Origin of the sequence: Streptomyces sp. NPDC056160, assembly GCF_042268205.1 — a bacterium.
Lineage (GTDB): Bacteria > Actinomycetota > Actinomycetes > Streptomycetales > Streptomycetaceae > Streptomyces.
The window spans coordinates 49,385-73,074 of the sequence record NZ_JBHJUW010000033.1 but is presented as its reverse complement, the minus strand read 5'-3'; the positions used below and the strand labels follow the sequence as shown (position 1 = coordinate 73,074).

General features: G+C 72.0%; 23 protein-coding genes. 2 read left to right on the top strand and 21 right to left on the bottom strand.

Annotated elements, in window-relative coordinates:
- The 7 genes from ACFC02_RS15240 to ACFC02_RS15210 form a co-directional block, all read right to left on the bottom strand.
- Window positions 1-1,303 (bottom strand): AI-2E family transporter (locus ACFC02_RS15240; RefSeq protein ID WP_376356650.1); only part of this gene is annotated, 1,303 nt, incomplete at its 3' end.
- Window positions 1,304-1,430: 127 nt separating this feature from the next.
- Complete coding sequence (locus ACFC02_RS15235; protein WP_376356648.1) at window positions 1,431-2,123, bottom strand: transglycosylase SLT domain-containing protein; 693 nt, start codon at window positions 2,121-2,123, stop codon at window positions 1,431-1,433.
- 427 nt (window positions 2,124-2,550) lie between these two features.
- Window positions 2,551-3,876, bottom strand: a complete 1,326-nt coding sequence (locus ACFC02_RS15230) for a PhoH family protein (protein ID WP_360976043.1) — start codon at window positions 3,874-3,876, stop codon at window positions 2,551-2,553.
- A 336-nt stretch (window positions 3,877-4,212) separates the two neighbouring features.
- Window positions 4,213-4,986, bottom strand: coding sequence for an isoprenyl transferase (locus ACFC02_RS15225; protein WP_360976046.1), 774 nt, complete (start codon window positions 4,984-4,986; stop codon window positions 4,213-4,215).
- Window positions 4,987-5,751: 765 nt separating this feature from the next.
- A complete protein-coding gene (locus ACFC02_RS15220; protein ID WP_376356645.1) occupies window positions 5,752-6,537 on the bottom strand; it encodes a class I SAM-dependent methyltransferase in 786 nt (261 codons plus the stop codon).
- Window positions 6,538-6,840: 303 nt separating this feature from the next.
- Entirely contained in the window at window positions 6,841-7,719 is an 879-nt protein-coding gene (locus ACFC02_RS15215) for an LLM class flavin-dependent oxidoreductase (protein WP_376356644.1), read from the bottom strand.
- A 29-nt stretch (window positions 7,720-7,748) separates the two neighbouring features.
- Complete coding sequence (locus ACFC02_RS15210; protein WP_376356642.1) at window positions 7,749-8,564, bottom strand: prepilin peptidase; 816 nt, start codon at window positions 8,562-8,564, stop codon at window positions 7,749-7,751.
- Window positions 8,565-8,729: 165 nt separating this feature from the next.
- On the opposite strand from ACFC02_RS15210, the gene ACFC02_RS15205 reads away from it, so the two are divergent.
- The gene (locus ACFC02_RS15205) at window positions 8,730-9,143 is read left to right on the top strand and encodes a DUF192 domain-containing protein (protein WP_376356640.1); all 414 of its coding nucleotides are present in this window, start codon (window positions 8,730-8,732) and stop codon (window positions 9,141-9,143) included.
- Here the strand turns inward: ACFC02_RS15205 and ACFC02_RS15200 are convergent.
- From ACFC02_RS15200 to ACFC02_RS15135, 14 genes are all read right to left on the bottom strand, one after another.
- Entirely contained in the window at window positions 9,118-9,753 is a 636-nt protein-coding gene (locus ACFC02_RS15200) for an OmpA family protein (protein WP_376356639.1), read from the bottom strand. The two genes, ACFC02_RS15205 and ACFC02_RS15200, sit on opposite strands and share 26 nt — an antisense overlap.
- Window positions 9,754-9,763: 10 nt before the next feature.
- Window positions 9,764-10,345, bottom strand: coding sequence for a hypothetical protein (locus tag ACFC02_RS15195; protein WP_376356637.1), 582 nt, complete (start codon window positions 10,343-10,345; stop codon window positions 9,764-9,766).
- A gap of 31 nt (window positions 10,346-10,376) precedes the next feature.
- Complete coding sequence (locus tag ACFC02_RS15190) at window positions 10,377-10,982, bottom strand: pilus assembly protein TadG-related protein (RefSeq protein WP_376356635.1); 606 nt, start codon at window positions 10,980-10,982, stop codon at window positions 10,377-10,379.
- Window positions 10,979-11,212, bottom strand: coding sequence for a Flp family type IVb pilin (locus ACFC02_RS15185; protein ID WP_376356633.1), 234 nt, complete (start codon window positions 11,210-11,212; stop codon window positions 10,979-10,981). The genes ACFC02_RS15190 and ACFC02_RS15185 overlap by 4 nt, the downstream gene beginning before the upstream one ends.
- Before the next feature lie 124 nt (window positions 11,213-11,336).
- Window positions 11,337-12,155: a response regulator gene (locus tag ACFC02_RS15180; RefSeq protein ID WP_376356631.1), complete on the bottom strand. Its 819-nt coding sequence runs from the start codon at window positions 12,153-12,155 to the stop codon at window positions 11,337-11,339.
- Between the two features lie 90 nt (window positions 12,156-12,245).
- A complete protein-coding gene (locus tag ACFC02_RS15175) occupies window positions 12,246-13,454 on the bottom strand; it encodes a sensor histidine kinase (protein ID WP_376356629.1) in 1,209 nt (402 codons plus the stop codon).
- Between the two features lie 739 nt (window positions 13,455-14,193).
- On the bottom strand, window positions 14,194-15,081 hold the full coding sequence (locus ACFC02_RS15170; RefSeq protein ID WP_360976075.1) for a DUF5936 domain-containing protein: 888 nt from the start codon (window positions 15,079-15,081) through the stop codon (window positions 14,194-14,196).
- A gap of 113 nt (window positions 15,082-15,194) precedes the next feature.
- Window positions 15,195-16,136: a type II secretion system F family protein gene (locus ACFC02_RS15165; protein ID WP_376356627.1), complete on the bottom strand. Its 942-nt coding sequence runs from the start codon at window positions 16,134-16,136 to the stop codon at window positions 15,195-15,197.
- 8 nt (window positions 16,137-16,144) lie between these two features.
- Window positions 16,145-17,482 carry a CpaF family protein gene (locus tag ACFC02_RS15160; RefSeq protein ID WP_376356625.1) on the bottom strand — a complete coding sequence of 446 codons (1,338 nt, stop codon included), beginning with the start codon at window positions 17,480-17,482 and terminating at the stop codon, window positions 16,145-16,147.
- Window positions 17,479-17,886, bottom strand: a complete 408-nt coding sequence (locus ACFC02_RS15155) for a TadE/TadG family type IV pilus assembly protein (protein ID WP_376356623.1) — start codon at window positions 17,884-17,886, stop codon at window positions 17,479-17,481. Before ACFC02_RS15155 ends, ACFC02_RS15160 begins: the two co-directional genes overlap by 4 nt.
- A gap of 49 nt (window positions 17,887-17,935) precedes the next feature.
- The gene (locus tag ACFC02_RS15150; RefSeq protein ID WP_376356621.1) at window positions 17,936-18,265 is read right to left on the bottom strand and encodes a pilus assembly protein; all 330 of its coding nucleotides are present in this window, start codon (window positions 18,263-18,265) and stop codon (window positions 17,936-17,938) included.
- Window positions 18,266-18,336: 71 nt separating this feature from the next.
- A complete protein-coding gene (locus tag ACFC02_RS15145) occupies window positions 18,337-19,593 on the bottom strand; it encodes a CpaE family protein (protein ID WP_376356619.1) in 1,257 nt (418 codons plus the stop codon).
- A 13-nt stretch (window positions 19,594-19,606) separates the two neighbouring features.
- Window positions 19,607-20,314, bottom strand: coding sequence for a Flp pilus assembly protein CpaB (gene cpaB / locus ACFC02_RS15140; protein ID WP_376356617.1), 708 nt, complete (start codon window positions 20,312-20,314; stop codon window positions 19,607-19,609).
- Window positions 20,315-20,413: 99 nt separating this feature from the next.
- Window positions 20,414-21,373, bottom strand: a complete 960-nt coding sequence (locus ACFC02_RS15135) for a hypothetical protein (RefSeq protein WP_376356654.1) — start codon at window positions 21,371-21,373, stop codon at window positions 20,414-20,416.
- 478 nt (window positions 21,374-21,851) lie between these two features.
- Between ACFC02_RS15135 and ACFC02_RS15130 the strand changes: the two genes are divergently transcribed.
- On the top strand, window positions 21,852-23,567 hold the full coding sequence (locus ACFC02_RS15130) for a chitinase (RefSeq protein WP_376356615.1): 1,716 nt from the start codon (window positions 21,852-21,854) through the stop codon (window positions 23,565-23,567).
- Window positions 23,568-23,690: the final 123 nt, after the last annotated feature.

The following is a 23,690-nucleotide window of genomic DNA, read 5'->3' as shown; positions in this document are numbered from 1 at the left end:
CGGCCGGCGCCGGCGCCGCGTCCGCCGGCCGCGCGGCCGGCGCCGTGGCGCCCGCGGGCTGCTTCGCCTGGCGCAACGCGGCCTCCCGGGCGTACTGGCGCAGGTAGCCCACGACGGTGTTGGTCACCGCCACCAGCGGCACGGCCACCACGGCCCCGCCGATCCCCGCGATCATGCCGCCCGCCGCGACCGACAGGACCACCGCCAGCGGGTGCACCCGCACCGCGCGGCCGAGGATGAACGGCTGGAGGACGTGCCCCTCGATCTGCTGGACGGCGAGCACGACGACGAGGGTCATCACGGCGGTGAACACGCCCTGGGTGACCAGCGCGACCACCACGGCCAGCGCGCCCGACACGACGGCGCCCACCAGCGGGACGAAGGCGAACAGGAAGATGAAGACGGCCAGCGGCACCGCCATCGGGACGTTCAGGAAGTAGATCCCGAGCCCGATGAAGATCGCGTCGATCATCGCCACGATCACCGTGCCGCGCACGTACGCCGTCAGGGTGCGCCAGGCGCGCGGGCCGGCCCCGGCCACGCCCGGGCGGGCCGCCGCCGGCACCAGCTTCAGCGTCCACTCCCAGATCCGCCGCCCGTCGTAGAGCAGGAACAGCGTCGAGAACATGGTCAGCAGGATCCCGGTCAGGGCCTCCACGATGACCGTGACGCCTTCGAGGCCGGCGGACGTTATCTGGTCGGTGTTCGCGCCGATGGCCTCCCTGAGGCTCTTGGCGATCTGGTTGATCTGCTTGTCGGTGACGTGGAAGGGGCTGTTCAACAGCCACTTGCGCAGGTCGTCGATGCCGGCCTGGATCTGGTTGGAGAGGTTGTCGATGTTCTCCATGACCTGCCAGGTCACGAACCACCCGATCAGGCCCATGATGACGAAGCCGAGGATCGCGGTGAGCGCGGTGGCCGGTCCGCGCGGCAGGCCGTAGCGGCGCAGGCGGGCCACTGTGGGCTGGAGCAGGGCGGTGATGAGCAGCGCGGCGACGAAGGCCAGCACCACCAGTTGCACGGCGCTGATGACCCGCATCAGCACCCAGACGGTGCCGGCGAGGACGAGCACCCGCCAGCCGGCCTCCGCCGCCACCCGCACACCCCAGGGCACGGCCTGGGCGGGGTCGGGGCGGGCGGGGACGACCGTCACGTGTTCCGCGGGCACCACGACGTCCGCGGCCGGCTCGTGTTCGTGCCCGGTGTGCTCCTTCTCCACCTCGGCACGGCGCTCGTCCAACCGCTCACCCATCTCGGTCAGTCCGGCGCCGACACGGCCGAGCCACCCTGGAACTCGCGACATGATCCGTCCTCTTCCCCCGTCTCTGACCACCACGCCCCCTGGAGCCGTTCCGACAGACGCTACAGGGCAAAAGCCCCTCCCCCTAGGACGGGGAGGGGCTGTGCGAGGTTGAGCACGGCGGCGCGGCTCAGTAGTTGTGGTTCACCTGCCAGTACGACCAGGCGTCGCACGGGCTGCCGTAGCGGACGTTCATGTAGTTGAGGCCCCACTTGATCTGGGTGGCCGGGTTGGTCCGCCAGTCGGCGCCCGCGGAGGACATCTTGCCCGCCGGCAGCGCCTGGACGAGGCCGTAGGCGCCCGAGGAGGGGTTGACCGCCTGGTAGTTCCAGGTGGACTCGTGGTTCACGATGTTGCTGAAGCACTGGAACTGGCCGCTCGGCACGATCTGCCGGGCGATCGCCTGCACCTGGGCCGTGGTGTAGGAGCCCTGGACGGGGAAGGAGGAGGCGTCCCGGGTGCTGCGGGTGGTCGACTTCTTCAGCTCCTCCCGCTCCTTGGCCTCCTTGGCCGCCTTCTCGGCGGCCGCCTTCTTGGCGATGGCGGTCTCGGCGGCTGCCTTGCGGGCCGCCTCCTCGGCGTCCTTCTTCGCGCTCGCGTCGGCGGCGATCGCCTGGGCGTCGGCCTGCTGCGTGAGGGACGCGGTCTGCACCGGGGCCTGCTGGCCCACCGGGATGTCCGCGAGGAGTGTGGCGTCGGCTGCCGTCGCTTCGGCGTCGTTGTTCTGCGCGGTGCTGCCCGAGGCAACTCCGACGACGCTTCCGACGGCGGTGACCGCGGTGGCCGATGCCACTGCGAGTCCCCGGACCGAGATCCGGCTCACACGGTTTCCTTCCAGCATCGCCCGCTTCGGTGACCCTGACGGACGCGATCGTGCCCCTGGCACTGGCCTCCCAACTGCGGGTCACGGAGGCGCGGGCCCGGTGGACAACTCCCGTCACGGGAGTGCCGCGTGTGCTTCGGGCGGCATACGACGACGTTATGGAGTTGACGGTGGTGCTCGTGTGGCGCCGTACCTCAAGGGGCACAGCTGTGTCGTATGCGGGGCCTGACAGGAGTGAGACTTTGCCGTAACCCGACGCCGCAAGGCAATTCCGAGTTGCGTGTGAAAGCTCACACCCCGTTCGGCCCACGGGATTTCGGGAAAGAGCCGCGCACGACGGCGCCGCCCGGCTAGGCTCTCGGCCTTTGCCGGACGGCGCCGACTCCCGCACAACTGCCCGAAAACGGGGCAGGCGTGCGAACGGGTGTCAGATGTGTCCGTCCTCCAGCATCTCGGTCACCAGGGCGGCGATCTGCGACCGTTCGGACCGGGTCAGCGTCACGTGCGCGAAGAGCGGATGCCCCTTCAGCTTCTCCACGACGGCGACCACACCGTCGTAGCGGCCGACCCGTAGGTTGTCCCGCTGCGCCACGTCGTGGGTGAGCACCACGCGCGAATCGGCGCCGATCCGCGAGAGCACCGTCAGGAGGACGTTGCGCTCGAGGGACTGCGCCTCGTCCACGATGACGAACGCGTCGTGCAGCGAACGGCCGCGGATGTGGGTGAGCGGCAGCACCTCCAGCATCCCGCGCGCGGTGACCTCCTCGATGACCTCGCGGGAGGTGACCGCCGACAGCGTGTCGAAGACGGCCTGCGCCCAGGGGCTCATCTTCTCCGCCTCGGTGCCCGGCAGATAGCCCAGTTCCTGCCCGCCGACCGCGTACAGCGGGCGGAAGACCATCACCTTCTGGTGCTGACGGCGCTCCAGGACCGCCTCCAGGCCCGCGCACAGCGCCAGCGCCGACTTGCCGGTGCCGGCCCGGCCGCCCATCGACACGATCCCGATGTCCGGGTCGAGGAGCAGGTCGAGCGCGATCCGCTGCTCGGCGCTGCGGCCCTTGATACCGAAGGCCTCCCGGTCCCCGCGCACCAGCCGGACGGCCCCCTCGGGGGTGACCCGGCCGAGCGCCTTGCCGCGCTCCGAATGGATCGTCAGGCCTGTGTGCACGGGCAGCGCGGCGGCCTCGGGGACGTCGACGTGCCCCTCCTCGAAGAGGATGTCCACCTGCTCGGCGGGCAGGGTCAGTTCGGACATCCCGGTCCAGCCGGAGGCGTCGGTGATGGCGAGTTCCGCACGGTACTCCTCGGCGAGGAGGCCCACGGAGGAGGCCTTGATCCGCAGCGGCAGGTCCTTGGAGACGACGGTGACGTCGTACCCCTCGGCCTGCAGGTTGCGGGCGACCGCGAGGATGCGCGAGTCGTTGTCCCCCAGGCGGTAGCCGGTGGGCAGCACGCTGGGGTCCGAGTGGTTCAGCTCGACCCGGACCGTCCCGCCGAGGTCCCCGATCGGGATGGGGGCGTCGAGGCGACCGTGCCGGACCCGGTAGTCGTCCAGCAGACGCAGGGCCTGCCGAGCGAAGTAGCCGAGTTCGGGATGGTGCCGCTTGGCCTCCAGTTCCGTGACCACGACGATGGGGAGCACGACTTCGTGCTCGTCGAAGCGGGTCAGGGCGTTCGGGTCCGCCAGCAGGACGCTGGTGTCGAGAACGTAGGTGCGCCGGTCTGGCTTGTGGCGCTTTGTGCTGGTCACCACGGAAGGACGTACCCCCTCGGATGAGGTCGGGGAGCGACGAGGTGGATGCCGGGCCGGGAGGGTGGGGGCATCGGGGCCGGTGGCCGGCCGCGATGTGCGGGCCGGCGACCGGCCCTCCACGTCTTCGTCCGCACAGTGACCGCACGATCGGGCTGGTGCAACGGGCCTCCCGGGCGGACGGCCCCGAGCCGCCCGCTGAGATCCGACACCCGTGGTTCGGGTGTCGACCTGTCTGGTCTTATGCCCTCGAACATGCACCGCCATGCAGAAGCGGGCCGCCGCGCGCGGATGAACTCCTCGTGAAGAGGGGTACGGGCCCTGCGGCAGGGCGCTCCGTCAGCCTCCGTAGCGGCGGTGGCGGGCCGCGTAGTCGCGCAGCGCGCGCAGGAAGTCGACCTTGCGGAAGGCCGGCCAGAAGACCTCGCAGAAGTAGTACTCCGAGTGGGCGGTCTGCCAGAGCATGAACCCGGACAGCCGCTGCTCTCCGCTGGTGCGGATCACGAGGTCGGGGTCGGGCTGGGCCCGGGTGTAGAGGTGCCGGCCGATCATCTCGACGTCGACGGCCTCGGCGAGGTCCTCCAGGGAGGTGCCCTTCTCCCGCGCGTCGAAGAGCATGGAGCGCACGGCGTCGGCGATCTCCTGCCGGCCGCCGTAGCCGATGGCGACGTTGACCACTATTCCGTCGACGTCGGCGGTGGCCTCCTCGGCCTCCTTGAGGACGGCCTGCATGCCGGCGGGGAGCAGGTCCATGGTGCCGACGTGGTGGACGCGCCAGCGGCCGTCGGCGGCCAGGGAGCGCACGACGTCCTCGATGATGCCGAGCAGCGGGACCAGCTCGTCCTGGGGGCGGTCGAAGTTGTCCGTGGACAGCAGCCAGAGGGTGACGACCTCGACGTCCGTCTCGGTGCACCAGCCGAGGAACTCCTCGATCTTGTCGGCACCGGCCCGGTGTCCATGCTCGGTGGTGGAACCCGAGGCCTTCGCCCAGCGGCGGTTGCCGTCCATGATGACGCCGATGTGCTTGGGCACCTGAGCGTGGTCCAGGTGGCCTTCCACCCGGCGCGCGTACAGCCTGACCAGCAGGCTGCGCAGCTTGTCGCGCAGGTTCACGTGTTCGTCAGCCCCTCCGTATGGATCGGACAGGCGCGGCCGGGGGCGTTCCCTGTCCGTGCGGCGGCCTCGTCCGTATGGCGGTCCCGGGGCGAAGCCTACCCCCGGCACCCCCGGGGTTCCCCACGGGCGACCACGCGCGCCCGGCGCCAGGGGAGCCGGCCCGGGCGGCGCGAAAGAAAAAACGGGCCGGTCCGTGGGGGGGAGACGGACCGGCCCGAGGGGGGGTTTCCACCATAACCCTTCGTAAGTGATGCTGCGTGCATCAGCGCGCCACAACTACTCTCCGGAATCATCCGGCGACGCCTCGACGCGTCCAGAACCCGGCATTCCGCGCCCGATCATGGCCGGATCACAGCGAATTCACAGGGAAATCCGACCGAATGTGATGGGATCCGCAGGGATTGCGCCATCTGAGGGGCGCGCGGCGAGTTGTCCACGCATACCTCTCCCGGGGGACCCGGCCGTTCACACCCGCTTGACGCCGAAGAGCCCGGCACCGGCCGCGACCGGGCGGGGCTGAGCCGCCGCCAGCAGGGCCTCGGCGCCGCGCAGCCCCCTCCACTGCGCGATGCCACCCGCGCAGCTTTGCTCACGCGAATTTCGTTGGTCTGAACTTACGCCAGACGGGTCAGCGACGGGAGAGGCTGACGATAACGATGTGGCAACCGTGTCGGTCATGCGCGCGTCATCCGCCCCATACGCCCAGCCCCCATACGTCCGTCACAACCCGCCCCGCACCCCCTCACGCACGTCATGAGCCCGTCATCGCGGCTTGCGGGCCTCGAAAAGATGGCGGGTGCTGTGCGCCACGAACGGGCCGTCGGCCGCGATCCGCTCGTGCAGCTCCCGCAGCCGGGGCCGGTACGCCTCGACCGTGAAGCCGGGGACCATCCAGACCACCTTGCGCAGGAAGTGCACGACGGCCGCGACGTCGTGGAACTCCATGCGCAGCCGCTCGGCACGCAGGCCGACCACGTCGAGACCGGCCGCCTCCGCGTCCGCCCGCTCCCGCCCGGGGTCACGGGCACCGCGGGTCTCCTCCGGCTGCGGGCCGAGGAAGTACTCGACGAGTTCGAAGACGCTGCTCGGCCCGACGTGCTGGGCGAAGTACGTGCCGCCCGGGCGGAGCACACGGGCGATCTCCGTCCAGTTCGGGCGGACCGGATGCCTGCTGACGACGAGGTCGAAGGCCCCCTCGGCGAACGGCAGCGGAGCGTCCTCCTCCGAGGCGACGACCACGACACCGCGCGGACGCAGCAGTTCGCCGGCCTTGGCCACGTTGGGCGGCCATCCCTCCGTGGCGGCGAGGAGCGCGGGGACGCGGGCGGCCCGCCCGAGCGCGAAGTCGAACACCTCGCCTCCCCCGGTCTGCACGTCGAGCACGGCCTCCGCACCGGCGAGCCGGCCCGCCATCGACACGGCGTACTGCCAGGAGGGCCGGGCCTCGGTGGCCCGCCCCGCGAACCACGAGAAGTCCCATCCCTCGGTGGGCACGGCAGCCCCTTCGGCCAGGAGGTCCTCGAACGAGCGGTGCTGATGGTCTGCCATACCGGCGATTTTTGCAGGTGGACGGGTGTGCCGCTGCTCGTTTTCCGGTGCGGGGCGGGCTGGGGCGCGTGGCGGGCCCTTCGCGGGCGGGGGGTAGTGGGTGGTTCGGGGCCGGGGGGGTGGCCGGGCAGCCGGTGGCCGGTGGGGGCCGGTGGATGGAACGGAGGGCCGGTGGGTGGAACGGGGGCCGTGGGGGGCGCGGGTGGGGGTCGGTGCTCGGGCAACCGGTGGCCGGTGGGGGGCCGGTGGATGGAACGGAGGGCCGGGAGGGGCGGGGTGGCGGTGGGCGGTGCCTGGTCGTTGTCAGGAGACCAGCGGGCGGACCTGCTGGGCGGTGAAGCGGAGGAAACCCTCCGGGTCCGGTTCGTCGGCCGTCGGCTGGAGGACGACCGTGTCCGCACCCGCGTCGGCAAGCGCCTCGACGGCCTTCGCCACGGCCGGCGCGTCACCGGCGACCCCCAGGTCAGGCACGGCGGACAGCCCCTCTGCGGCCAGCTCGGCACGCAGCCGGCGCTCGGCGTCGGGCCCGGTGGCGGTGAGGAGGTAGACGACGACGCGGTGCGTGCCCTCGCGGCCGGCCGCCCGCCGTCCCTCGTCGATGAGCCCGCGCGCCCGGCGGACGCCCTCCGGGGAGGTGGCGATGGTCAGGATCGTGCCGTCGGCCGCCTCACCGGACAGGCGCAGCGTGCGCGGCCCGGTGGCACCGGCGAGGACCGGGACGTCGCTCCCCGCGGGCGGGGGCCAGTCCAGGGCCACGTCGGTCAGCCGGACGTACCGGCCCCGCGTGGTGACCCGCTCACCGCCCAGCAGGGCGCGCAACGCCTCCAGATGCTCGCGCAGCAGGGTCAGCGGGGACCCGGCCCGTGCCCCGACCTGCCCCATCCAGTCCTGTACGCCGTGCCCGACGCCGAGGATCGCGCGGCCCGGGAAGAACCGGTGCAGGGTGGCGGCCTCCATGGCGGTGACGGCGACGTTGCGCAGCGGGACGGGCAGCAGGCCGACGCCGACCCGAAGCCGTTCGGTCCAGGCGAGTGCGGCGGCGGCCGAGGAGATCCCGCCCTCCAGGAAGCAGTCCTCCCACAGCCACAGCTCCTCAAGACCCACGTCGTCGGCGAGGCGGGCGATCGCACGCAGCCGCTCGGGCGGCAGTTGGGGGCGGAAGACAGCGCCGAGTCCGGTCATGCGGGCTTCCTCCCCACGCAACACCCGCCTCATGCCACGGCGGCCGCACCCAGCAGCACTCCCGTGAACGCACCGCCGAGCATGAACGGCCCCAGCGGCATCGTCGCCCCGCGCCCCGCCCGCCGCAGCACGACCAGCCCCAGCCCGTACACGGCACCGTAGAACAGCCCGGCGAAACCGCCCACGACGAGCACCGGCCAGCCGTACCAGCCGAGGACCGCGCCCAGCGCCAGCGCCAGTTTGACGTCGCCGAAGCCCATGCCGGACGGGTTGACGAGGAAGAGAACGAAGTAGCAGGCGCCCAGGACGAGAGCACCGAGCAGTGCCCGCGGCCAGGACCCGGCGGCCGCGGGCACGAGGGCGGCGGCGCCCAGCAGCGTCGCAGTCACGGCGGCGAGCGGCAGGGTCAGCACGTCCGGGAGGCGGTGCACCCGGTGGTCGACGAGGGCGAGCAGCACCCCGACCGGTGCCACGAGCAGCCAGACCGCCGCCTCCGGGCGCGGCCCGCCGACGGCGGCGGCCAGTGCGGCGCAGGCGAGTGCGGTGACGGTGGCGGCGAGGGGGGTGCTCGGCCCGTACGCCGCGCAGTGCGGCGCCACGGCGGGGGGTTCGCGGGTCACGGAGGCGGCCGGGACGGCAGGGGTACGGTCGCGCTTCGCGGTGGCGGCGGCGCAGCGCGCCCGGCCCACCCAGCCGCCGAACGGCCCGGTGATGGCGTGTCCGCCCGGACACTCCGCCCGCCACGGCTCGCCGGCGTCCACCGACAACCGGTGCGCGGCCCGGGGCACCAGCAGCCCGGCGCCCGCACCCCAGAGGGCGGCGACGACGATCAGGAGGACGCGCACGCGGGGACCTTAGCCGGACGGGTCGGCGGCCGCATGGGCCTGTGGACCCAGGCCGGGCCCAGGTGGGGACCGGAGCGGGCCCAGGGCGGCACCATGGCAGGCGTACTCCCCTGCGGATACGGTCGATCGGGAACTTTCGCGGCGGAGCGGGAAGGCGGCCCCGGCATGGCAGGACGCTGGCGGGACGGGCGGGGCGAGCTGGTCGTGCACGGTGACGGGAGCGGTAAGGACAGGCAGGGCGGGGGGCCGGCCGGGGTGACGGTCCCCCTCGAACTGGCGACGTCCTACCGGGCCCGTACGCGGGGGCTGCTCGGTCGCGACGCGGTCGACGGCGCGATCCTGCTCTCCCCCGCGGGCAGCATCCACACGTTCGGCATGCGCATCCCCCTCGACGTCGCCTACCTCACCCGCGACCTGCGGGTCCTCGCCGTCGTCACGATGAGACCGGGCCGCCTGGGCCTGCCCCGCCTCCGCTCCCGGCACGTCCTGGAGGCGGCGGCGGGGACGATGGCGGGGTGGGGGGTGCGGGTGGGGGCGCGCGTGGAGGTGCGGGTCAGCTCTGGGTGCGGGGGAAGGTGACCTCCACCCGGCGGTTCTTCTTGCGGCCGTCCTCCGTGGAGTTGTCCGCGATGGGGTAGTCCTCCGCGTAACCGCGCACGTCGAAGGTGATGTTCGGGTCGTTCAGCTCCTGGGAGAGGACGTCCTGGACGGCGTTGGCGCGCTGCTTGGACAGGACGACACCGTGTTCGTGGGTGCCGAGGTTGTCGGTGAAACCGAAGACCCGGACCTGGGGTGCGTGCTGCTTCCTGATCTCCTGCGCGATCGCGTCGATACGGGACTTGGCCTGGTCGCTCAGTCGGGCGCTGTCCTTGCCGAACAGCACCTCGGCCTGGAGCGCGAACGTGACGTCCGTGTTCGTGTCCTCGCGGCGTTCCTCACCGCCCTGGTCCTCGACCACCGACTTGATGTCCAGCACCTTGGGCGCGGCAAGGGTCGCTCCCTCGGGGAGCTTGAGGTCGGGGTCGTTCGGGTCGACCTTCACGGGGGGTGCGGCGGATGCCTCGGTGCCCGGCGGGACGCTCGGGGCGGTGCCGTCGGCACGGGCCGCGGCGGCTCCGCAGAGGTTCGCGGCGAGCAGGAGGGCGACGGCCGCCAGGGTGAGCGGGAGGCGGGGCGGGGTGCGGGTCATGATGGCCACCTCACCCGGAGATCTTGATGGTGCCGCTGGAGAAGGTGGGGAGTTGGAGGGTTACTGCGGTGGCGTTGGCTGGGGGGGCGGGGAATTGCATGAAGACGGGGATGGTTTGGCCTGCGTCCACGGTGCCGAGACCAACCGTCGTGAGTGGTCTGCCCTCCGTGTCACGGAGAACGTAGTAGCGCTTCTTTCCCAGGGGATCGACCAGAGTGGCGCCACCCAGGGAGATCCCGTGCTTGACGATCTCTGTTTCGTCGCCGCTGACCTGAGCTGGAATGGCAACGGACTTCGCACCGTCGTTCTTCAGGTTTCCATTCACTGTGACGAACCCACCGGAGTCCTTTTGGGCTGACGTGATTTGCACCATCAGTCCGTCGGATCCGCTGAGTTCAGCCAAGGGGGCTTCGGACTTTCCTTCCTGAGTGCTTGGCTTGGATCCACTTTCCTTCGATGCCGAGGCCCGGGCGGACGGCTTGTCATCGCCGCTCCCACCACTGCCACAACCCGCCATCCCGAGGGCCAATCCGGCCGCGACGGCCAGCGCGAGGAGGCCCCTGCGGGCCTTCGCAGTGAACCGAATGCTCATCGCTCCGCTTCCTTCATGACTCGTCATTCGCTTATCGGTCGGCCAGGTGCACGTCGAACAGGTCCTGAGGTTCGGGAAGATCAGTGAGGTGTTTCGGATCCAGGTCCCAGTACCTGTCGTTCCCACAGGTGAGGCGTGGCAGTTCGTCATGGCCGGCGCCCTCCGGCAGGGGTTTGAACCCACAGATCGACTTGATCACGGCAGTGGCCCGCGCGCTGGACTTCGTACGTTCAGTGGCAGGAACCACTGATTTCCCCATGGTCTTGTTGGTCTCGACCGTGACCGTATAGCCCAACAGACCATCAGGTGCACAACCGAGCACATGGGCGTCGTTCCGTGCGGCGAGTTCGTACGCCCGCCCACACGAACGGGAAAGCCCCTGCCCGTCCCCCTCGAAGATGTCCTGCCACTTCGTAGGGTCGAGCACGTTCCTCGTCCACTCTTCCGCAAGCTGCTTCCGAGCGTCCTGGGCTACCGCGAGTGCCGCCGCATCTGCGGCAGTCTGAGCGCTGCTTCGATTCACCGCTGCTTGGCCGACAGCAAAATACGCGAGCGCGAGGAAGAGCAGGCCCCCCACCACCGTGATGTAGATGGGGAAGGCCTGCCCTGCGTCGCCGCACCGGCGCAGGTGCGTCAATTGCCGACCTTGGCGATCAGCCCCGTGATCTTTGTCAGGATGGTCTGACCGATGCCCGTACCCGTGATCGCCAGCACGATCGCCACCACGACTGCGATGATGCCCAGGTACTCGACCGCCGTCTGGCCCTTGTCGCCGGCGCGGTCGCGCATCGCCTTTGTTGTCGTGTGCTTCCAGCCGTTCACGCGGACCTTGGTCGCCACCACGGTCTTCAGCATCAGGTTGCTCATGGTGTTCCCCTCCGGGTTCGGGCTCCATGCCGGTTGCGGCAGGGGCACCGTACGGCCGGGGCGCCGGGGTGGCCGAGGGTCCGTGGGCCCAAATCCGGGCCCAGATCCGTCGCGGCATCGCCGGTCACCTGGCCTCTCGCGGGGCGGATCCCGGGGCCGTGCCGAGCCACTTCGCGGCGGCCTCGGCGCGGCTGGTGCTGTGCAGCTTGGCGAAGATGCGGTTGATGTGGTTCTTGACGGTCTTCTCGCTGATGAAACAGGCGGCGGCGATCTGCTGGTTCGTCATGCCGGACGCGATCAGGTCCATGATCTCCGCCTCCCTCGCGCTGAGTTGGAACCTCGATCTGTCGACCGGGGATGACTGTCTCACAGGTCGTTGCATCTGCGAAAGAGGTTCGACAGTGACACGCGGATTTCGGTGAGTTGAGGGCAGGGAGGCGTGTGCATTCGCATTGCCCAGGTTCTCCGGCAGGGAGCCCTCCGCAGGTTCCGGGCTCCGGCGCAGCCGGTCCAGCAGCGCCCCCGCCGCCGTGGCCGTGAGGTGGGCGCGGCCGTGCACGATGTCCCGTACGGCGTCCACCAGTTGGTCGGCCGTGAACTCGCCGTGGACCAGGTAGCCGCCCGCTCCCCTGCGCAGGGCCTCCTGGACGATCGCGGTCTCGCGGCTGTAGGTGAGCATCAGGACGGGGGCGACCGGGACCAGGTGCGGCAGGGCGGAGATGCCGTCGACGCCGGGCATCCGGACGTCGAGGAGGACGACGTCCGGGCGGTGCCGGTGAGTGGCTTCCCAGGCCTCGCGGCCGTCCGCCGCCTGGGCGACGACCGTGATGTCCTCGCGGCCGCAGAGCAGGGCGGTCAGACCGGCGCGGACCACCGGATTGTCGTCGGCGACGACGACGCGCAGGGGCGCGGCGGGCGGGCGGGGCGGTGTCTCGTGCGGCATCGGGCCTCCTCTCGGGTGCAGTGGCGTGGGCGGCAGGGACGGCTCGGATCGGGAACTCGGCGGGAAGGGGCGGCAGGGGGGATCGGGAACTCAGGGGGAAGGGGGCGGCAGGGCTGTGTCCCGGGGGACGTCCAGGGACACTTCCGTGCCCTTGGCCTGGCGGCCGGGGCCGATGAGCAGGCGGGCGCCGAGCGTCGTGGCCCGTTCGGCCATGCCGACCAGGCCGAAGTGGCCGGTGCGGCGGAGTTCGTCGAGGGTGGTGCCGGGGGGCAGGCCCCGGCCGTCGTCGTGGACGCTGAGGCGCAGCAGGCCGCCGTCGAGGCGCACCCGCACCTCCACGCGGCTCGGCGCTCCGTGGCGGTGGGCGTTCTCCATCGCCTCCGCGGCGATGGAGCGGAGCTGGCGGGCCACGGCGGGCGCCACCGGCAGGGTGCCGCTCGCCGCGTCGGCGCCCTCGGCCGGGAGGCAGGTGACGGGCAGGCCGGTACGGGCGGTGAAGGCCTGGATTTCGGCCGCCAGTTCGGTCATCAGGTCGCTCGTCCGGGACGGACGGTGTTCGCACCGCAGGTCGGTGAGCAGTTCCCGTGACTCGGCCGCCGCGCGGCGGGCCGAGCGGGCCACGAGGTCCGCCTGCTGCCGCAGCAGGGCCGGGTCCGGGCGGCCCGCACCGGCCGAACGGGCCAGACCGTCGGCGGCCAGGGCCACGCCGTGCAGGGTCTTGGCCACCGAGTCGTGCATCTCCCTGGCCAGACGGGCCCGTTCGGCGCTCACGGCCTCGGTGACGGCCAGCCGGGCCTGGACCTCGGTCAGGGTCCTGGTGGCCTCGCCGAAGCGGAGGAGCAGTGTGCGCTGGGTGGCGCCGGCCGCGCCGGCGACGATGCAGAGGCCGGGGAAGAGCGCGGACTGGGCCAGGTTGGCGTGCAGTTCCCGCGTCGCGGCGTAGACGAGAAAGAGGATGAGCGACTGGAGCGAGGCGAAGATCGCGGCGCCGCGCCAGCTGTAGACGAGACCGGCGAGCAGGGGGGTGCAGACGCTGACGTAGGCCAGGGTGCTGTCCGGTCCGGCGGCGACGAGCAGGAGGGCGCCGAAGAGGGTGTCCACGGCCAGCAGGGTGGGGTGGCGCAGCAGGAGCGGGCCGAAGCGTTCCCAGTCCCGGAAGAGGACGTAGGAGCCCATGACGGTGACGACCACCGCCGCGCCGACCAGGCGGACGGCCAGGCCGGGGGCTGCGTGGACGAGCGCGGCGGGGGCGGACAGGGCGATCATCGCCAGGCGGAAGGCGAAGACGTGGCGGCACATCGCCTGGAGGGCGCTGATCTGGAGCTTCTCCGGTGCGGCGAGGCCGCCGGGCGGGGCTGTCGCGGCACCGGTCAGCGCTGCGGGGGCGGCGACGGCCGCGGCTCCCGTGGCGGCAGCGGCCTCAGCACTGGTTGCGGCAAGGGGAACCGCCGCATGTGGCGCGGCATCGGCCGTGGCGTGCGGTGCGTAGTCAGGCGCGGCATATGGCGCGACATCAGGCCCCACATGTGGTGCGGCATCCCCCGTGGCATGTGGTGCGGCATCCGCCGTGGGATGTGCTGCGGCATCCGCCCTGGCATGTGGCGCGGCATCCGCCCTGGCGCCGGCTGCGGCACCGGTCGCGGCAGCCACACCCCCGGCGGTGGTTACCACGCCCCCCGCGTCCTCCGCCGTGGGCCTCTCCCCGTGTGCGTCCGCCGCCCGGCCGCCGGTCACGGGGGCGGGCGCCGGACCTGGCGGCTTCCGACCGCCCGGCTGCCGCGGCAGCCCCGGCAGGCCCGAGCCCGCCGCAACCACCGGAGGCGCCGGGGCGGCCGCCGGGGCCGCCACACCCCCTCGGACCCCCTCGGCCCGAGACCTCCCAGAGCTCTCAGGGCCCCCCTGCCGTGCCCCCTCGGACACCGAGGACACCGAGGCCACCTCGGACAGCTCGGACGCCCCGGACGCCTCCGCGCGGCGGTGCGGCGGGCTCGCGTGCGCTTGTTCCTCCGTGGTCGCCATGGTCGTACCCACCTGCCCTCTACTTCCCCGTGACGGAGCCGAAGTCCACGCCGGAGCCCAGGAGGAGGCCCGCGCCGAGGAGGATGAGCGTGGCCGGGACCATGAAGGTGGTGATCATCATGGTGGCCTTGGGCACCGCGCGGGCGGCCTTGCGGCGGGCGTTCTGCGCGTCGGTGCGGCGCATGTCCTTGGCGAGGGAGACGAGCGTGTCGACGATCGGCGCGCCCAGTTCCTCGCCCTGCTGAAGAGCGGTGACGAACATCGCGACCTGTTCGGAGTCGTTCCTGCGGCGCAGTTCCGCGAAGGCCTCGCGGCGGCTCATGCCGAGGTCCATCTGGCGCAGGGTGATGCGCAGTTCGTCGGCCCACGGGCCCTCGTAGCGGGAGGCGACCCGGTCCAGTGCCTGGCGGAAGCCGAGGCCCGCGCTGACGACGACGGCGAGGACGTCGAGGAAGTCGGGCAGCGTCCGTTCGATCACGTCCCGGCGGATGCGGATCGCCGACCAGATGCCCACCTCGGTCCAGAACGCGCCGAACGCGAAGAGGAGCAGGGCGACGACGAACTGGCCGCGCAGCAGGCAGATCAGGCCGCCGAAGCCGCCCAGGAAGCCGTACACCGCCCGGCGGGCCGCGTAGCGGTCGATGGTCAGGCCCCCGGGGTTGCCGGCCAGGTCGATCTTGCGGCGGTACCGGGCCACCAGTCTGGGGCCCATCAGGCGCAGTACGGCGGGGGCATAGCGCATGCCCAGGCGGTCGATGACCGAGCCCACGGCACCGGTGCGGGTGGAGCCGACCTCCAGGGCGAGCGCGAGGTCGCTGGGGAGCCGGGCGTCCGCGCGGTACATGCGGATGCCGGCGAAGGCCCCCCAGACGCCGAGGCCCATCACGAGTGCGAGCAGCCATGCCATCGCCGATCCCCTCCTGCCCCGTTCCGTCCCATCTGGTCATCCCCTGTCCAGTTCCGTCCCATCCGGTCCTCTCCTGCCTCTCCCGGCCGCGCTGCCCTCCTGCCGGCACCCGGTCAGACGTCGATGCGGGACATCCGGCGGATGAGGAAGAACCCGACGGCGTACAGCGCGAACGCGGTGATCACTGCGGCCTGGCCGAGGGGGGAGCCCGTCATGCGGTCCAGGGCGCCCGCCTTGACCCCGTTCATCAGGAAGAGCGCGCCGACGCCGAGCACCGGCACGGCGTACGAGGTCATGTTGACCTGGGACAGCTGGGTGCGGACCTCGCGGCGGGTCTCCTTGCGCTCCTCCAGGGTCTCCGTGAGGTTGCGCAGGGCGCTCACCACCTGGCCGCCGGCCCGGTTGGACAGGACCAGCGTGGTGACCAGGACGACGAGTTCGCGCGAGGGCAGCCGGTCGGCCAGTTCGCCGAGGGCGTCGTCCATCGACGCGCCCAGCGCCAGCTGGTGGCCCACCTTGCCCAGCTCCTCGCCGGCCGGGGCCTCCAGTTCCTCGGCGGCCATGCCGATGGCGGTGCGCAGGGCGAGGCCGGCCTGGGTGGCGTTGGCCAGGATGCGGGCCAGCTCGGGGAGCTGGTTGATGAACTTCTCGATGCGTCTGGCCCGCTGCCAGTTGAGGAACTGCACCGCCGCCCAGACGCCGAGGAGACCGGCGAGCGGCCCGAAGAAGGGGGCGAGGGCGGCCTGGCCGATCAGCCAGAGGGCGGCGACCACGGCGAGCATGCAGGCGAAGAACTCGCCCGGGGTGATGTCGAGGCCGGTGGCGGCCAGTCGCCGTTCGAGTTTCCGGCCGAGGGTGGTGCGCCGCAGGCGGCGGTCGAGGGAGCGGAAGCGGCGCCGGCGGCCCGGCGCGCTCGCGCCGGTCAGGGCGAGCCGGTCGACGAGTTCCGCCCGCCGGTCCCGTCCCGTGCTGTAGGCGTGCACTCCGGTGACTGCCAGGACGCAGGCCAGCAGGGTGATGCCGGTGGTGAGGGTGACGAGGGTGCTCAGGTCCATGGGGGCTCCTACCTGGCTTCCCGGGTGGCCAGTTGGTCTGCGGACCGGGCGACGCCGAAGGCCTGGGGGACGGGCTGGCTCGCCATGTAGAGGCGGTCGGCGGCGCGGCGGGGCAGCGGGTGGTGCGCGTAGGCGCCGTGGATGCGGCCGTCGGCGGTCATGGGGCGCGCGTCGAAGCGGGCCACGGTCGCCAGCCGGTACGGCTCGCCGCCGTGGCTGTCGAGCAGGGCGATCTCGGTGACGCGGCGGGCGCCGTCGGCGAAGCGGGTCAACTGGACGATGACGTCCACGGCGCTGTTGATCTGGTCGTGCAGGGCGGGGAAGGGGATCTCCACGTCGGACATGGAGGCGAGGGTCTGCAGGCGCATCAGGGCGTCCTCGGCGCTGTTGGCGTGCACGGTGGCGAGCGAGCCGTCGTGGCCGGTCGACATCGCCTGGAGCATGTCCAGCGACTCGCCGCCGCGGACCTCGCCGACGACGATGCGGTCGGGGCGCATGCGCAGCGAGTTGCGCACGAGGTCGCGGATGCTGATGCGGCCCCGGCCCTCCACGTTGGGCGGGCGGGCTTCGAGCCGTACGACGTGGGCCTGCTGGAGCTGGAGTTCGGCGGAGTCCTCGATGGTGATGATCCGGTCGCTCTCGGGGATCAGGCCGGAGAGGGCGTTGAGGAGGGTGGTCTTGCCGGTGCCGGTGGCGCCGGAGACGATGATGTTGAACCTGGCCTGCACGAGGGCGGCGAGCAGGTAGAGCATGTGCTCGTCGAGCGAGCCGAAGCCGATCAGCTCCTGGAGGGTGAAGGAGCGCGGGAAGCGGCGGATGGTGAGGGTGGGCCCGGTCAGCGCCAGCGGCGGGATGATCACGTTGACGCGTTCGCCGGACGGCAGCCGCGCGTCGACCATCGGGTTCGTCTCGTCGACGCGCCGGTTGACCGTGGAGACGATGCGTTCGATGGTCTGCATCAGCTGGTCGTGGGAGGCGAAGCGGAGGGGGAGCTGTTCGACCCGTCCGCCGCGTTCGACGAAGATCGCGTCGGGGCCGTTGACCATGATCTCCGTGATGGAGGCGTCTTCGAGCAGGGGTTCGAGTATGCCGAGCCCGAGGGCCTCGTCGACCACCCGGCGGATCAGCTGGGAGCGCTCCACGGTCGACAGGACCGGGCCCTCCCGGCTGATGATGTGCCCGAGTACGCGCTCGAGGCGTACCCGCCGCTCCGCCGGGGCGAGCGCGCTCATCTCCGCGAGGTCGATCTCCTCCAGGAGTTTCGCCCGGTAGGAGGCGACGAGATGGCCGTCCTCGCCGCGGCTGCCGTGCTCCTCGGGCGAGTTGATGCGTGCGCGCAGGCTCATGGGTGCGGGGCTCCTCGTCCTCGGTCAGTGGTCGAGCGGGGGTCGTCGAGCGGCATGGTGGCGGTCTTGTGGGCGTCGCCGACGGGGTCCCACAGCGGGATGATCGACGGGATGCGGACGGTGGCGGTGACGGTGACGGTGTCGCCGCCCCGGGCCTCGGTGCAGCTCGTACGGCCGCTCAGCGAGTCGGACACCCCCTCCTGGCAGCCCTCCTGGGCGCTGTGTCCGAGCGAGGCCGCGCGCGCCCCGGCCCGTGCCGCGGTACCGGCCTGCTGGGCGGCGTAAGCGACCAGGCCGATCTGGATGACCGCGACAGCGACCAGCATCAGGATCGGGATGAACCCGAGGTACTCGATGGCGACCTGGCCGCGGTCCCGGGGCCGGTGCCGTCGCTCGTGAGGCATGTCGGTACGCCGCTCGCGAGGCATGTCGGTACGCCGCTCGTGGGGCATGTCAGTCCGTCACCTCCGCCACCGCGCCGGCGCGAGCGGTGACCGGGATCGGGAAGCCGATCAGGCCGGGGACCAGCACGGGGACCTCCAGCGTCACCGTGGCCCTGACGTAACCGGCCGCTCCGGGCACGCAACTGATCTCCGCGTCGCCCCGCCACGCGCTCGGCAGATCCTCCAGGCCCGCCCGTTCGCAGGCACCCTGCATGTCCCCGGTGGCCGCCGTCCCGGCCCGTACGGCCTCGTCCGCCGCGTTGCCCGCCAGCGTGTACGTGTAGCCCAGCAGCGCGCACTGCCACAGCAGCACCAGCGTGATGAGGATGGTCGGCGCCATGCCCAGGAACTCGACGGCGACCTGTCCGCTGTCGGACCGTGACCAATCCCTCGCTCGTCCTCTCCCCCTCCTCATCCTCCGGCCTCCCTGCGCCGCCGGAAGCTGACCGCGCCCCGGTCGCCGCGCATCCGGCCGTGGCCCTTGTGACCGCCGGCCGGGCCCTTGACCAGGCCGAGTTCGGCGGCCAGGCCCCACAGGGCCTGCTTGACCGTGCTCCTGGCGTCCAGCTCGTGGATGCGGCCGGCATCGACCAGGCCCTGGAGTTCCTTGAAGTTGGCGGGGACCGCCGTGCCGGCCACCGGCGTGCCGGTGATCTTCCCGATGAGCGCCGGCTGGATCTCCGTGGCGCGGGTGTGGCGGTTGACGACGACGGTCGTCTCCTCCGCCTTGCGGATCTGCAGCCGGTCCCACATCCGCACGGTCCGCTTGGCGGCGCGCACCGCGACGACGTCCGGGGTGGTGAGGAGCAGGGCCGTGTCGGCCATCTCCACGGCGGCTGCGCCGGCGCCGCCGAGCTGGGCGCCGCAGTCCAGGACCACGACCTCGTAGCGCGAACGCAGGGCGCTGACGATCTGGCGGGCGGCCCGGTCGGTGACCTCTTCGCCGCGCTCGCCCTCGCCGGGGGCGAGCAGCAGGGCGATGCCCGTCTCGTGACGGAAGACGGCGTCGGCGAGGACGCGCGGGGAGATGTCCGTGATGGCGGCGAGGTCGACGACCGAACGGCGGAACTGGACGTCCAGGTAGGAGGCGACGTCGCCGGCCTGGAGGTCCATGTCGACCAGGGCGGTGCCGTGACCGGAGGCCTGCGCGGCGAGGGCGAGCTGGATGGCGGTCAGGGTGGCGCCGACGCCGCCCTTGGCCCCGCTCACCGTCACGACCCGCCCGCCGGCCCCGCTGAACGCCTCGGCGCCGTGGCCGAGGTGGCGCCGGACGCCCACCGACCACTGGGCCACGGCCTGGACGCGGCTGGCGAGTTCCTCGTAGCTCAGCGGGAGGGAGGCCAGGCCCCGGGCGCCGGAGTCCATGGCGGCGGAGAACAGGCCGGGGCTAGCGTCGGAGGTGACGAGGATGACGCCGACCGCCGGGAAGCGCAGCGCGACCTCGCGGATCAGCTCCAGGGCGGGGACGGGCCCGATCCGTTCGTGCACGACCACGATCTCGGGCAGCTCGTCGACGGATTCGGCGGCCAGGCGGGCCAGGGTGTCGATGAGCTGGGTGGAGTCGGCGACGGGGGTCACCGGCTCCGCGTCGGGGAGCTGGCTGAGCAGTGTCGTGAGGGACCGGACCGCGTCCGCGTCGCCGACTGCCGGGAGGATCCTGGTGGGCATGGCTGCGGGCCTCTCACTTGTCGTTCGCGAGTTCGTAGGTCCGGTCCTTGGCCGGGACGTCCGTGGCGCCGCCCGGCGCGACCAGTGCGAGCCGGACCCGCTGTGCGAAGGACTCGGCGTAGGTGATGCGCTGGGCGTCGATCGTGGAGAGCGCGAAGGTGATGGGGACGGCCTCGGTGGGCTGCTGGTTCCTGTTGTCGGCGCCCGGGTCGAGGGCGGTGATGCGGCCGACGTCGAGCACCCTGGCGTTGGTCACGATGATCTTGGACTGGGCGGGGTCGCCCTGCCGCTGCCCGGGGAAGGTGGCGTAGACGTTGACCGAGGCGCCCGGGGTGATCTTGCCGGCCACGCCGGTCGCGGCGTCGATCATGATGGCGACCTCCTGCTGCCCGGGCCGCAGGGCGGGCTGGCTCACGATCATGTCGCTCTGGAGCAGCGACCCCTGGCGCAGGGTGGTGACCGCGATCTTGCCCTGTACCTGGCCGAGGTCGGTGACGGCGTTGGGCGAGAGCCACCGCTTGGGCATCCGGATCTTCTCGAACTGGCTTGCGCTGAGCGGCGTGTACGGCTTCACGTCGGCCCTCAGCTGGTACGCCGTGACCTCGGGGCCGACCTTCGACTTGACGTCGCTGATGACGGAGAGCACGCCCGCGAACGCGCCGAGGGCGCAGATCACGGACAGGACCAGGAGTATCACGCCGCGGCGCTGACGGGAGTTCATGAACCGTACGACCTCGTTGGGGGGTTGGTCCGAGCGGATTCGACGGATGACGGGGGGCGCGGGGGTGGCTGGAGTGGCGGGGGTGACGGGGGTGCGGGTTCACCCGGTCGGTGTGCGGCTCTCGGGGGCGGTCCGGTACGGCGCGTACGTCCCGGGGCTCCCGTACTGCCCGTACTGCCCGTACTGCCCGTACTGCCCGTACTCCCCCCGCATGCCGTACTCCTCCTGCCTCCCGGGGTCCCCCTGCCTCCCGGGGGCGTCCTCGCCGCCGGGGCCGGGCGGCGGGGCGGCGGAGCAGAAGACGCAGCGGTCACCGATGACGTCGATGCCGCACCAGTGGCACACCCTCTGCCGCACCGAGGTGACCAACTGGTAGAGGACCGACAGGTCGGGCAGGTAGCTGCAGAACTCGATCAGCTTCCCGGTGCCCCACCAGGTCGCGGACTCGGCGGGCAGCGCGGCCTCGCGCAGGCCGAGCACCTTCCAGGCCGGGGCGAGGTGCGCGCCGACCCAGTCGGACTGGAGCTGTCCCTTGGCGACGAGCATCCAGGTGCCGAAGTCCGGACCCGGCAGGGTCGCGCCGGGGCCGATGCGCACCAGGTGCGGGGCGGGATGGGCGGTGACGCCGAACTGGCTGCCCGGCACCCAGGACCTCGCGTGGGCCTTCAGGTCGACCGGGACGCGGTCGAGGCGGGCGACGGAGCCGAGGACGGCGCCGCAGTGGACGTAGTGGGTGAGCAGGCGGCCCGCCGAGGCGAGGACGCCGGGACCGAGGTCGCAGGAGGCCAGTTGCCGTAACTGGCGGGCCAGGACGGCGGTGCCGAGCGGCGGCAGGTCGGGGCGGAAGAGCGCGATGCGATCGCTCTCCAGCAGCGAGCGGATCGTGTGCAGCCGGCGCTCCGCGGCGGGGGGCAGGGCCCCGGAGTGGACGACGATCACGTGGCCGTGCTGGTCCAGCAGCGTCCGTATGCCGTCGAGGGTCCCGTCGAGCGGTTCCCGGTCCAGGTCCGGCAGGACGGCGGCGGGCACGGTCCGTTCGTCCTGCGCGGGCAGTGCCATGTCCGCGCCGGTCACAACGATCGCAGTTGACACGCCAGCTCCCCGTCTGCCGCCTGTCGGGCCGCCGTCGTAGAGCCGGCGCACCGAGTTGACTTCACTGCGTGACTACTTGAGCACTGTATCCACGCCTCTGTGACCGGAGAACAGCGATTCGTCAGCTCCGTGGCAACTGCGGTCGCACAAGTCACGTCAAAACGGGGCAGGTTACACCTTCCGAGCGGGCCCGAAAGCGTGGCGGCACGGTTGCTCGTTGACCGCGGCCGGAGGGCGGGTCGGCGACGATTTTGGTCTGGACCTCTTGACAACGCAATTGGTCTGGACCAACTTGTACGACCAACGGCGGCACCGCAGTTCATGTCTCACCCCCCGGACTCCCCCGGACTCCCCCGGACTTCCCTCCGCCCGATCCCTTCCCCGCTTCGTTCTCCCTCTCCCCCTCTCCCCCTCTCCCCTCCTCTCCTCTCCCCCGGAGGCCCCAGTGGACCGCGTCCCAGGCACACCCGGCACCAGACGGCTTCGGCCGCTCGGCATCTGGTCCGGAGCCGTCACCGCAGCCCTCGCCCTCTCCCTCGCGGGCACCGGCCAGGCGTCGGCGGCCGACGTCAACAACGCCAAGAACGCCGGCTTCGAGTCGGGGCTGAGCAACTGGACCTGTTCGGCGGGCAGCGGTACGACCGTCTCCTCGCCCGTGCACGGCGGTTCGGCCGCGCTGAAGGCCACCCCCGCCGGGCAGGACAACGCCCAGTGCACCCAGACGGTGGCCGTCAAGCCCAACTCGACGTACACGCTGAGCGCGTGGGTCCAGGGCGGGTACACCTACCTGGGCGCCACGGGCACGGGCACGACCGACGTCTCGACGTGGACGCCCGACACGACGGCCTGGAAGCAACTGTCCACCACCTTCACCACCGGCTCCTCGACCACCTCGGTGACGGTGTACCTGCACGGCTGGTACGGCCAGGCGGCGTACTACGCCGACGACGTCTCGGTCTCCGGCCCCGACGGAGGCGGCGGCGGTGACCCCGCCCCGACGGTCCCGGCGGCCCCGGGCGGCCTCGCGGCCGGCGCCACCACCTCGTCCTCGGTCACCCTGTCCTGGAACACGGTCGCGGGCGCCACCGGCTACAACGTCTACCGCGACGGCACCAAGGTCTCGGCGGTCACCGGCACCTCGACGACCGTGACCGGCCTGACGGCGTCGACCGCGTACTCCTTCCAGGTCACCGCGACCAACACGGCCGGCGAGTCGGCGAAGTCCGCGACCGTCACGGCCACCACGGCGGGCACGGGCGGCGGCGGCCACACCGACCTGCCCAAGCACGCGGTGACGGGCTACTGGCAGAACTTCGACAACGGCGCGACCGTCCAGAAGATCTCCGACGTCCCCTCGGCCTACGACATCATCGCGGTCGCCTTCGCCGACGCCACGACCACGCCCGGCGCCGTCACCTTCAACCTCGACTCGGCGGGCCTGAAGGGCTACACGGCCGACCAGTTCAAGGCGGACATCAAGGCCAAGCAGGCGGCCGGCAAGAAGGTCGTCATCTCCATCGGCGGCGAGAAGGGCACCGTGTCGGTCAGCGACCCGGCCTCCGCGACGAACTTCGCCGACTCGGTCTACTCGCTGATGCAGACGTACGGCTTCGACGGCGTCGACATCGACCTGGAGAACGGCCTCAACCCGACCTACATGACGCAGGCGCTGCGCGCGCTGTCCGCGAAGGCCGGTCCGAACCTGATCATCACCATGGCCCCGCAGACCATCGACATGCAGTCGACGTCCGCCGGGTACTTCAAGACGGCCCTGAACATCAAGGACATCCTCACGGTCGTCAACACCCAGTACTACAACAGCGGCGCCATGCTGGGCTGCGACGGCAAGGTCTACTCGCAGGGCACGGTCGACTTCCTCACCGCCCTCGCCTGCATCCAGCTCCAAGGCGGCCTCGCGCCCTCCCAGGTCGGCCTCGGCCTGCCCGCCTCCCCGAGCGGCGCCGGCGGCGGCTACGTCTCCCCGACGGTGGTGAACAACGCCCTCGACTGCCTGGCGAAGCTGACCAACTGCGGTTCCTTCAAGCCGTCGAAGGCCTACCCCGACGTGCGCGGCGCGATGACCTGGTCCACCAACTGGGACGCGGCGGCGGGCAACGCCTGGTCCAACTCGGTGGGCGCGCACGTGCACGCGATGCCGTGACCATGTCCTGAACCCCCCGCAGTGGGGGGGGGGGGGGGGCGCCGCGCCCGCCGGGCGGGGGGAGCCCGCCCCCCCCCCCGGGGCGCCCGCCGGCCCCGAACGGGGGGGGGGCGACCCCCGCCA